This is a genomic window from Ruegeria sp. F5, from assembly GCF_056533845.1.
Map to the genome: position 1 here is coordinate 1 of NZ_JBQFOU010000040.1, position 10,924 is coordinate 10,924.

Sequence of the window (10,924 nt, forward strand, 5' to 3'; positions counted from 1 at the left end):
TGGCGGACCTTTTCAGGGCTCGGCGTAGACTGTATCCCATTCACAACCAGCTTCGCTTTGTCTGATGCCACCGAACTGTTTGCGTCTAGTTGGACGCTATTGGCCGTCGCCATTCCCATGCTTTCATCTCCTGTCCCTATGCTTGCGAGGGCACTAGCAGATCCTGGCTTCCAGCGCTTTGATCGGTGTCAACGAACCGTTACAAACCACGTCTTGGGTGCATTAGAATCGTCGGGAGGGTATCGCGAACCGCAGCGCTTCAACCGAATTGAGGCTCAGAGCGTGCGGAGATTTGGACAGCTTAACCTGACGCGATACCAAACTCTGTTCAATGCTTGGTAAATTCCGTCAATTCACGTTTTCCGATTTGAATGCGAGATAGGGTCCCAAATCTGGCTGTTCATGCGTAAACACCATTGTCCATTTCATGTTGTGATGCGCCACGCAAATGTCTGCGTGGAATGAAGTAAAGTCGGGATATCGATTGGAGGTACACGAGTAGGCCCAGTCATCGCTCTCGTCGAAAACTAGATAAGGGGCCGGCCATTGCTCCAGATATCGCTATTTCGATTGCAGCAGGATAATCTCCTAAAAACAGTCGTTGGTCTTCTGTGCCGCTGATCCAAGCCACCTTCAAGTTTGGGTCGAAGAGCAATGGTTTCACCTCTACTTGCCTAGTTCTAAGCCAGACAGGTTCAAATTCTCTGTTGTCCTCCAAAGTATCTAGGCTTGTATTGTGTGTACTCGAAGTCCATATACACAAGGCTTACGTTTTTCTTTTTCGACCTGCTGTCTCCCCAATTCGGCGTTCAGTCTTTCGATTCAGACCGACCACGCCGAGTCGCCGCAATGATGCGGGCGGCAAGTATTAGGAGACCTCCACCATGGCAAATGGCACAGTAAAATGGTTCAACTCGACCAAAGGTTTTGGCTTTATCGAGCCTGAAGATGGCAAGCGCGACGTATTCGTGCATATCTCGGCACTTGAACGTTCCGGCATCAGCGAATTGAAGGACGGCCAGAAGGTTACCTTCGACGTTGAAGCGGGCCGTGACGGACGCGACAGCGCCGCCAATCTGGCACTCGCCTGACCTTTTTAGGGCACCCTTATTGGGTGCCCGTTTGAACAATGGGCGACTAAAAGCCGGTGGAGAACTAGTAACTTGCAACCTAAAGACTGGACGCGGGTGCTCGCGCAATACCGTGTGGCCGATGCTAAGCGAAGTGTTATTGAACTTGCGATCACTGTTGCCCCCTTATTCGTGCTATGGGCCCTAGCGTGGTTTGCGTTATCTTTTAGTGTCTGGATCGCAGTACTACTGGCCGTCCTGAATGCCGCATTTCTGGTCCGTATCTTCATCATTATGCATGATTGTGGTCATGGATCTTTCTTTAGAAACCGCAACGCATGCAATTGGACCGGCCGGGTTCTAGGTGTTCTTACCGTGACACCCTATGACGTTTGGCGGCAAAGCCATGCGATTCACCATGCCTCAACCGGTAACCTTGATCGGCGTGGTATGGGTGACATCCCTACATTGACCATTGAGGAATACCTGAAGCGGAATTGGTTCGGGCGTGCCGCGTATCGTCTGACCCGGAACCCCGTCTTCCTGTTCGGTGTTGCGCCGATCTATACGTTCTTTATTCAAAACCGTTTGCCTCTTGGTTTCATGCGTTCGGGCTGGCTGTACTGGGCAAGTGCGATGGGAACAAACGCCGCAATTGCAGGGACATTGGCCCTGGTTTTTTGGGCCGGAGGCATTGAGGTTTTGGCGTATGTTTTCCTACCAACCATGATTGTCGCATCATCGATTGGTATTTGGCTTTTCTATATTCAACACCAGTTTGAACACACGACCTGGGACCGGGAAGAGGGGTGGAACCTTCAGAACGCCGCATTCTATGGAAGTTCTCACTATGCCCTACCAGGCATCCTGCGTTGGTTCTCTGCCAATATCGGCGTACACCATGTTCACCACCTTGCCAGCCGCATACCGTTTTACCGGCTAAACGAAGTTTTGCGTGACCATTCTGCGTTAGAAAATTGCCAGCGTATTACTCTATATGAGAGCTTTCATTGTGCACGATTGCATCTTTGGGATGAAAAAAGTCAACGCCTGCTCACATTTTCCGAGGCTTTGTCGAACGCCAATTCCAATAGGCATTTAGTGTAGTCTGGCGCGTACCAGATAGGCTTCGACCGTATCACCGCCCAAGGCGCGAATGGCCTCTAGTCGGTGAAGGCCTTCAATTAGTACAAACCTCTTATTGTCCGAACGTATCTGGATCGGGGTCTTCTGGCCGTTCTTCAGGATATCATCGGCCAGCGTCAGGACTTTTTGCTGATCAAGTGTTTTCGCCCGTTTCACAGGTACATAGATCAGGTCGAGCGGATATGGTCTTTTCTCCAACATAAGCTACGTCAGCAACCTTTCGTGCATTTGTTCCGGTTCAGATTTCGCCTTAAAAGCGCGGGCTAAAACGTACGTCATAGAACCAAACGAACAGCGTCTCGCAGTTCCTGATGCATAATCCAAGTCGCGGGCTCATCGTCACTTTCAATGTGAGAAAATGCGAGGACCTGCGCGGCGCCATCATTCTGTGCCGATCCGGCTTCGGGAAGTTCGAGCTCCAGATATTCTGCGATCAATAGTCCTATTTTCTTAAAAACCTTGATGGACGCCTCTCGCGATTTGTAACCGGCTGCCTGAGACAAGCGACCAATGGTCAGACCGTCCTTGCCCGCGATTGTAAGTGCTTTGAGCATTGTGACCTGCGCAGGGGTGAGCCTGATCTGGCGCAATGCCTCGGTATATTCTCTTTCACTGGGAACGAAGGTGCCGGAGTTTCCCTCCAAACGGCGTTGACCGCTACGCTTCCTGTCTCTTTCTTCCAGAATTTCTTTTAAGGCTTCAATGGCCAATGCTGGTGTTTCTCCAACTGCATCGGCAATCATTGCCTGCGTTTTAGCCGGCGGCTTGGGAAATGCCCGTGCAACACTATTGCCGCTCAGAACGCCAGCCTTAATCAAGTACTTTCCAAATTCTTCCTCAATCACTCCAGATACGTCAGCGTTCCGCGTCGTACGAACACTGCGGTCCTGAAATGCTCTTTGTCCCAGACCACGAGCTGACATCTTTGAGTCCGGGAGGGTTACCTGAGGGGTATTTTTACGCATCAGAGAAACACCACTACAATTATCGCCGCAACACACACTGCTGACGCAATAGATATCTTAATCCTGTAGGACCGGCGACGCGCCTTTTCGGCTTTGAGGCTCTTTCCCAGGTTTTCGTCAATCGAGTTATGGTTCACGGCTTAGTCCTTCCGGATTTGTCAGGCGGCTTTGGTTTCCACCAACTTATTGTCGCGGCACACTTTCGGTGCACGTATCGTTCTGTCGTGTAAACGGCCGATTACATTCCCAACCATCACCTCTTCGATTTAAGTGAGCATTTGCAGGGACAAGGATCGCGACGCACCTGTCCCGGTTTGCGCGAAAACCACGTTCGCACTTCCATCCAGAATAAGTTTCAGGTGCAAGATATGCATGCTGTGGAATTGCTATAGGTTTACAGCCGCTCTCCGCTGCCCAGTAACCTCTGAGGCATACCCATCCATCCGAGCTTCTTTTGTCGCTCAGACGGCCGTTTTCTGGGACCTCTATTGCAACACAATCCTGGTTCTCCTTACGAAATCCCCAGTTGCAGTGTATTTCCTGCACGCCAAACCGGGTTTCGACGTACCCATTTTGAGGCGGAATCACTTCTTCACATTCTTCTCCAACACGCTGGAACAGCCGATTGCACTCCCACTGATCTCCTGTTGATGTAAGATAGGCATTTTCAGGAACTCTTATTTCCTCACAGAGTTCTCCGACATTCTGAAAACCGTGATTGCATTCCCAGCCGCTGCCATAGGCGCTACCCGTCAAAAATGCGTTTTCTGGTAAGTCTGTTCTTTGGCAGGATCCGTTCTTGTTTTCGAAACCTTCGTCACAAACAGACCCATCGGCATTGCCCGCGACCTGAGCAGGAAGCTGCGTTCCTGAGAGAAACACCAAAAGTGTCGGGATCAAACAAAGAATGCAGCGAGCAAACACGATGAATGAATGGTCGAAACGGAGCCTGAGACCTGATCTATCGGGCATCAAGCACGCAATTTAAGAGCCATGTGTTGTTCATACGGCGCCTTCTTTCCTAGGTCACGCGGTGACAGGGGCATGTCAGGTGACAGTTGCAAATGCTTGCGAGCAACGAGCTCATAGCGAAGACCCCAGCGGAACCCGTTCCTATGCTGAGGCACATGCTACAATTAGTCTGAAGGCCATTGGATTATCGTAACCGGCAGCATCGCGGCGGCGAGTAATTTTTTACCAATGCACTCTTGTCGTTCCTAGTCTGTGAAGAGTCAAGGACGCACGCTCGTCAAGAAGCGTGTGCTGCGGAATGGTCAATTTTTGAGACCGGCGAGTTATTAGGTGGTTAAGAGAATAACTGAGAGGCAAAATTCACTTTGGGGCAATTTAGGTTGACAATTCATCTGTGAAATCGCCGGATTTCTTGGGCAACAATCTTGGAGGTGGTGAACGCTCGCCGCTCCAGCCTATTGCCGACACCGAACTAGGAGATTCGCAATTTCTATCGACAGTTTTGCGGACACTGAGATTGTAAGACACCTGGCCGACGCTGCACGTCGTTGCCGCATGGTTTTCTTCACTGGATTACCAGCATCAGGAAAGTCATTCCTGTTGCGTCAGCAGATATCCATTTCGGTCTCCTTGGGACGTCGCGTGCATATTATGCGTTGGGATACAGGTCTCGCGGCGTTTCAGACCGAAGATCTACTCGCTAGGTATCCAGATGTTTCGGATGGAACTCATCCGTTGATCCGAAAGGCTGCCGGGCTGTGGGGTCGGAGAGCACTGGCGCGATGGCTGGCGGAGAATACCGACCCCACAGACTTGATTGTCGGAGAAGTCCCTATCATCGGAAACAGGTTTTCCGAGTTCATCCAGGCGCAGCCGAATCAGGTTGAACCAGCCTTAGCATCCGAGGAAACCACATTCATCTATCCTGTTCCTACAAAGAGCTTGCGTGCCAATCTCGAAGCTATTCGAAGATCTACGTTTGCGAACCCAAAACATCCTGATGAGGCCTGGGACGCGCCACCATCCACAATGGAACTGGCTTGGCGTTTGACGTGTGCCAAGGCCTCAGAATTGGGCTTGATCTCTGAAGCGGATATTCATTCTCCGTACGAGGAGATGATTTATGTGCGGTTTTTTGAGCACCTGCTGCAACACCGAAACGCCATCAGAATTGTGGTCGATACGATTTATTCAAATGCCGGATCAGCCCATGATCTGGATGCGAACGTCTTAGAACTCAGTGCTAGCTCAGACGAAGTAAAGTAGGCAATCGCAGAGGTAGAGACTACTTTTACAGTCGAAGCAGCCGCCCGAGAAGTTGAAAACTGGTATCGGGTGTAGCCTCGGACAAAGGTCTGTTCGGTTGGCATTTCGGAATTTGCAAAGCTTGGTTGCGAAGGTCCGCTTTGGGGCTGCGAGCGGTCAGCAGCAATCATTGAGCCTAGGGCAGCTTTGTCCTGCGACCCAGTCATTGCCGAGGTGGAAATGCTGCGCTCTGCACGAATGGCGCAATACGAAAGCGGCGCTGCGGCGGTGAGGGGCACGATGAATGACTGGTAGCGGCCGAGCCTCGCCTCCAAGTCTTAGCGTCAGTTCCGGAAAATGCGAAATACGCCCGCACCGGCATCCCAGAGGTCCAAAAGCCGGGCGTAGAAATGCTCACGCGCGACGAAGGGGCTCTGTCCTAGCCCGGTAAGTTCCATCTCGAGTGTATCGATCAGACGAAGAAGGCGGCGGCGGTGAATGCCAAGGCGACTCTGAACAGGGTCGGCAAACACACCTGCGAACGCGGCGAAAACCGATCCGATCATGACAAGCCCCGCCATGGTGACGGCGGTAAGCCAGGGCGATGCGCCCGTCGGGAAAAACCCGTACCAAATCCCGCCAATTGTCTGACCCAGCGGAAACTCCGTGATGGCATTGGTGCTTGCCATAGCATCAGCAACGCCCGGCGCCATCGAGATCATGCCCGGTGTTAGCGCCTGAAAGACCAGTGCACCAACAATAAGTGCACAGAGCACTGTAGTCATCTCGGCAACGGCAGACCGAGTTGCTGCATACTCGGAAATCGCGCCCGCCATTCGATGGCCGAGCGCCTCCGCATCGGCCGCGCTTTCACGTTTTCGGATCATTTCGCGAAACTTCGGTGCAGCAAGGATGGCGCGCGAAAGCGCGTCCGGACTACGAGCCGCAGCCCCTTGCGCCAACGACAGTTTCAGAAGATCGGTCACGACGCAGGCTTCGACCCTGCGCGCCACAGTGGTGCGCAACAGGATGCGCCGTGAGGCCAGCCAGTCCGCGCCGCCACCCCACCGGGCACGGCGGCAAAGATATGCCGCGATCCGCGTCAGCACCAGGATTGGCGACAGCACCACATTCATCGGGGCGCGCAAAATGTCCCATCCGAGTGCCGACCGGTGAAGGAGAAGTGTTCCGGGCCAGGTGAAATGCCTTGCCACAAACACATCCACCTCAGCCCGCCGGTCCATAAAGTATTCACGGACTTTCGGACGGACAACCTTATCGACTGCCACGGTGGGGTTCGATAGCGACCTCATGGTGGTGACCCGCGATCCCTGTCTTGTTGTGCAAGAAACGTCTTATACTGTTTCACGGAGTGGCATGCCAACCGGTTAACTACTCACTTCATATCCTATCAAGTGAGCATTGCTGCATGAACGTTGACGAGGCTTCTTGTTCACCAGTCCGTTTGTGCTTTTACTTCGAACAGCACTTTTCAGGCATTGCTGTCGCTCAGCAACTCAAAATGCCGCTCTGTGCACGAATGGCGGCATTTGGGAAGTCGACTATTAAAATCTGAAAATACGTCGAATGTCGGTAACGGGCCGTTGAGCGAAGCATCCCATAGGCAGGCTGCACTATTTGAGGACGAGAATGACTTGCCAATAATCCTTTGGCCCGCAAGAACTAGGATACTCAGTTTTCGACCCGTGTAGCGATGGCCGATGAAATTCGACCGGCGCAGCACGCCCAAACGGTGGACACATTGAACAGATTTGGGCATCTTAGTACGCCGCCTGCAGGGCCTTTTCGATTCATAGCGTTGGACGTCGAAACAGCGGGCAGATCTATCAGTAGCATATGCCAGATCGGGCTTTGTTTTGTTAGCGACGCAGGTTCTTTGCAAACCTATTCTGTCCTGATTGATCCCGAGGGACCATTTGAGGCTTTCAATACTGAGCTTCACGGGATTTCCGCTGAAACCGTGACTGGGGCTGAAACTTTCCCAATGGTCTACGCGTCCTTGTTTGAAGTTCTGAACACCCACCACCTTGTGCAACACAGTACGTTCGATGAAATGGCGATGACGGCTGCTTGTGCCCGGTATGGCCTGCCAATGATCTCGTCGCATTGGACGAATAGCGTGTCGATTGCCCGTCGAGCATGGCCATCGTTGAAGGGCGCCGGTGGGCACGGGTTGGCAAATCTTAAGAAGCATCTCGGCCTTGAGTTTCATCACCATGATGCTGGTGAAGACGCCCGTGCTTCAGCTTCTGTGATCTTGAAAGCAGAGGAGACTTTAGGGACGCCGTTGTCTTATCTCAGGACAAACCGCCAATTGAAATTCCAATTCGGAAATCCATCCGAGAGATAAACGGTCAAGGTCTAAAAGATGCTACTGAACGACGAACTGATCGTCTGATGTTACGCAGTTTGCGAACTTCGGCTCTGCTGAAGCAGTCATCACAAATTCTGCTTTGCTCGAATTTTGGGGATGAGCTGTATATGTGGTTAGTTAGTAGCGGGGCAGGGGGCTTTGAGTATGTGACGGGTGGGACCATTGGCTAAATCTTGAAAAACAGGTTATGGGAATTTGCTACTGTTGCTCCGGCGTCCGGGGGGCGATGTCGTCAGATATCGTACACATGGTAAGCGGCAATTCGCGGTTACCTGTGCAATGCAAGCCACTCAGCAAAGCACTCTTAGGTCGAGGCGTGGAGTTGTTCGTCCAGATCAGAAAACGATGTTGCCCAGAATTCTGCCAGAAACGCTGATACCTCCTGCTCTGAGGTTTCCGATCTATTGCCCTCGGCATCCGTCGCCTGACCCAGTGTGTATCGCAGATCGGTGCCAGTGTTCGTTTGCGTCAGTTGATATGTCTCGGGCAAGCTCACCCCAGTGCGCGCCGGATCCTGGATGCAGGTCGAGAAATAGTCGAACGGTTCCCAATCAGTGATGCGATAGAAAAAGTCCGCCAATTCGTGAGAGCAATGATAACCCGACCCGTTGCCGAGACGCCCTTGTGGTCTGTCGACGGTGATTTTCTGTACTCGGTTCATCCATTTCAGCTTTAGTTCCGGCGCCACCAACGCCTCCCAGACGACTGCAATCGGCGCATCGAAATGATGGCGGAACGTCCAAACTCCGTCTTCCTCGGTCAGGAAATGACGCTCACGATTGGCACGTAAATGTTCCCACGATTTTGCCAAATCGTAGACCATCATTGAAACCTCGCCAAAATGTTCGATTTCCTGCGAAAACGGTTCCACTATGCTCTTGATATCCATGGCGTTTGCAGCGGTTTCGCTGAACAGCGCGTAACTACGCACACCGGTGGCTTCAACAACGTTCGTCTTGGCCATTCGGTGGACCAGGATAACGTCGGCGCCGGAAAAGTCCTTTACCGAGCCAAGCTGCATTTCTTCGAACTGGCCATGATGGGCGATAACCTTCAAATCCAATCCTCCTACATTGGCACACGCGTTGCAGGTACAGGTTGTGTTGGCAATTATGTCCTGCCGACGAAGAGCAAATGCGTTGTAGAGGTTTTCGCAGATGGTCAGGAAGGTCTCGCCAGAGGGGAAATCTTGCCGTGTCGAATATGCCAGAACCGCATCGCCTTCGGTTTTCCAAAAATGAAGCGGATCACCCACTTGTTCGATCAGCACTCCCAGCAAAGATTGCAAAATCGGATTGGCATGATCCATTTCTGACGATGTCAGAAATTGGGTGTATCCGGATATATCGGCGATCAACAGATATCCAGTTTGAGTTGACATGGCGTACTCCCCAAAAGAGTGTTTGGCGGGATTACTTTTTCTGTAGCACTGGCGATTAACCCTCAAGGTCAATTGACGCCAGATCTGCGGAATGCTTGCGTTTCACACAGGGCTCAAAACCACTTCGGGCTGAAACTCGCCATAGACGGTCGTCATCAACAGTAGGCTGGGAGCTCAGAGGCTTAGTAGCAAGCGAAAGGCCGAAGTGGTCACCAATTCACGTATCACCGCCGCTAAAAGGCGGCGCCACTAAAGCGATGGCCCTACGCCCATCCGAGTTGTTTTAGAGAGTGCCCGTCGTTCCAGATCTTGGTCATTCGGGCGATCTTACCGCCTTCAAATTCCATAACGTAGGCATAGTTGGTTGCAATTTCCTTGCCTGTGGCAGGAACCGGCCCACCCTCACCGGTTTGTTTGCCGCTGAATACTGCTGTGGCCGTTACAATGTTTCGTTCGTGATCAGTCGAGAAAGAAGTGATATCGTAATTGCCATCGGGGATCGGGGTTAAAATTCCTGCCGTCCAGCCAGAATAACCCTCGATTGTCGATATTTCAGCCAATGCATCTGCCTGACATGCAAATGCGGCACCATCCTGACAGTATGCCTTGCAGACGTTCCAGCCTTTGCCTGTTTCGCACGCATCAAAGAAGGCCATGGCCGTTTCGGAAATACTCATCGTGTTTCTCCCATCCCTGTTTCCTTACGTCCGGCGCTTCGTCGCCGTCAGTTCTGTTTGGATGAGATAATTTTAGAACATTTATTTTAAAAAAACAATTTTAAAATAAATGAGTGATCGACCTCACTCGCGAATTTCGCTCATGATCATGTCGTAGAAATTTGGTATCACGTGCTTTTTTTCGTCGTGCCGCCCATACAAGACGGTTCCGTGAACGCAAAAAACAACAAAGCTTGCAAGCTGCGCCGTGTCCTTGTCCGGCCCGATGTCTCCCTCTGCCTGGGCATTGCGAAGAGCGGCTTCAACCAGTGATTCCACCTCTGCACAGAACGCGCCCACCTGTTCAGCGGCCTCAGGACTTATCACATGTTTCTGCGCAAGGTGGTTCATCATCAGGCAGCCCTTGTATTCCGACTTGGCGGCTCCCAAAAAAACATTTCTAAGAAACATTTCGACACCCTCTAAATTCGGATTGTCGATCAGAATACGATAGCGCGGCCTGATGACATGATCACGATAATGATCCAGAGTCGCTGAGAACAATCCCTCCTTGTCCCCAAACTCCTTATACATACTAGCCGTGTTTAGCCCGGTTTCGCGAACGACATCACTTATTGACGTAGCCTTGTAGCCGTTTTGCCAAAAAACACCCATGGCTTTTTCAACCACGGCTTCGCGCGAATATGATCTTGGTCTACCCATCGGTGAATATTAAAATGATCATTTGAAAATCGCAACACGCACCGTCTGAGCAAGATCAGGAAAACCCGTTCCGCGAGGTAGAATCTTCGTGAGTTGCTGCGGGTGGCCGGTCCCGCAACTGTATCTTGTCAGCACAGCGGGTCAGTTTGGACTACACGATCATGGAGAAAAGGCTCGGGGTGCCTTATCGACGTCAGATCAGGACCTAGGCGTGCGTCGGTTCTTTATTCATGATCCCGCAGGTTGATACGCGATTTTAGATGGGTTTCGCGCCTGCAGCGGATGTGTCGCAAACTCTGGGGACTATTTGACGAACATGCGTGATCTGACGTTTGTTCCCATCGAATAGTTTTCGAACAGGTTTCAACATG

At 51.7% G+C, this 10,924-nt stretch carries 11 protein-coding genes; 4 read left to right on the forward strand and 7 right to left on the reverse strand.

Features of this window, described 5'->3' with window-relative positions; all coding sequences use genetic code 11:
* The first annotated feature begins 884 nt into the window (after positions 1-884).
* Both ACR0K1_RS25000 and ACR0K1_RS25005 read left to right on the forward strand, forming a co-directional pair.
* Positions 885-1,091, forward strand: a complete 207-nt coding sequence (locus tag ACR0K1_RS25000) for a cold-shock protein (protein ID WP_170430361.1) — start codon at positions 885-887, stop codon at positions 1,089-1,091.
* 72 nt (positions 1,092-1,163) lie between these two features.
* A complete protein-coding gene (locus ACR0K1_RS25005; protein WP_480852252.1) occupies positions 1,164-2,177 on the forward strand; it encodes a fatty acid desaturase in 1,014 nt (337 codons plus the stop codon).
* On the opposite strand, the gene ACR0K1_RS25010 is transcribed toward ACR0K1_RS25005, so the two are convergent.
* The 3 genes from ACR0K1_RS25010 to ACR0K1_RS25020 all read right to left on the reverse strand — a co-directional run bounded on the left by ACR0K1_RS25010 (position 2,169) and on the right by ACR0K1_RS25020 (position 4,153).
* Positions 2,169-2,417: a ParB N-terminal domain-containing protein gene (locus ACR0K1_RS25010; protein WP_480617354.1), complete on the reverse strand. Its 249-nt coding sequence runs from the start codon at positions 2,415-2,417 to the stop codon at positions 2,169-2,171. The two genes, ACR0K1_RS25005 and ACR0K1_RS25010, sit on opposite strands and share 9 nt — an antisense overlap.
* 74 nt (positions 2,418-2,491) lie before the next feature.
* Positions 2,492-3,061, reverse strand: coding sequence for a hypothetical protein (locus tag ACR0K1_RS25015; protein ID WP_480617355.1), 570 nt, complete (start codon positions 3,059-3,061; stop codon positions 2,492-2,494).
* Between the two features lie 303 nt (positions 3,062-3,364).
* Positions 3,365-4,153: a hypothetical protein gene (locus ACR0K1_RS25020; protein WP_480617357.1), complete on the reverse strand. Its 789-nt coding sequence runs from the start codon at positions 4,151-4,153 to the stop codon at positions 3,365-3,367.
* Positions 4,154-4,708: 555 nt separating this feature from the next.
* Here ACR0K1_RS25020 and ACR0K1_RS25025 point away from each other — a divergent pair.
* Positions 4,709-5,419 (forward strand): DEAD/DEAH box helicase family protein, encoded by a 711-nt coding sequence (locus tag ACR0K1_RS25025; RefSeq protein ID WP_480617359.1) that lies wholly within the window; start codon positions 4,709-4,711, stop codon positions 5,417-5,419.
* Between the two features lie 323 nt (positions 5,420-5,742).
* Here ACR0K1_RS25025 and ACR0K1_RS25030 read toward each other — a convergent pair whose 3' ends face one another.
* Positions 5,743-6,711, reverse strand: a complete 969-nt coding sequence (locus ACR0K1_RS25030) for a DUF6635 family protein (RefSeq protein ID WP_480852253.1) — start codon at positions 6,709-6,711, stop codon at positions 5,743-5,745.
* Between the two features lie 401 nt (positions 6,712-7,112).
* Here ACR0K1_RS25030 and ACR0K1_RS25035 point away from each other — a divergent pair, with 401 nt between their 5' ends.
* Positions 7,113-7,769 carry an exonuclease domain-containing protein gene (locus ACR0K1_RS25035; RefSeq protein ID WP_480852254.1) on the forward strand — a complete coding sequence of 219 codons (657 nt, stop codon included), beginning with the start codon at positions 7,113-7,115 and terminating at the stop codon, positions 7,767-7,769.
* Positions 7,770-8,097: 328 nt separating this feature from the next.
* On the opposite strand, the gene ACR0K1_RS25040 is transcribed toward ACR0K1_RS25035, so the two are convergent.
* The 3 genes from ACR0K1_RS25040 to ACR0K1_RS25050 all read right to left on the reverse strand — a co-directional run bounded on the left by ACR0K1_RS25040 (position 8,098) and on the right by ACR0K1_RS25050 (position 10,520).
* Positions 8,098-9,174, reverse strand: a complete 1,077-nt coding sequence (locus ACR0K1_RS25040) for a DUF2652 domain-containing protein (RefSeq protein ID WP_480852255.1) — start codon at positions 9,172-9,174, stop codon at positions 8,098-8,100.
* A gap of 263 nt (positions 9,175-9,437) precedes the next feature.
* Complete coding sequence (locus ACR0K1_RS25045) at positions 9,438-9,851, reverse strand: ester cyclase (RefSeq protein ID WP_480852256.1); 414 nt, start codon at positions 9,849-9,851, stop codon at positions 9,438-9,440.
* Positions 9,852-9,974: 123 nt separating this feature from the next.
* On the reverse strand, positions 9,975-10,520 hold the full coding sequence (locus ACR0K1_RS25050; protein WP_480852257.1) for a TetR/AcrR family transcriptional regulator: 546 nt from the start codon (positions 10,518-10,520) through the stop codon (positions 9,975-9,977).
* Positions 10,521-10,924 lie beyond the last annotated feature (404 nt).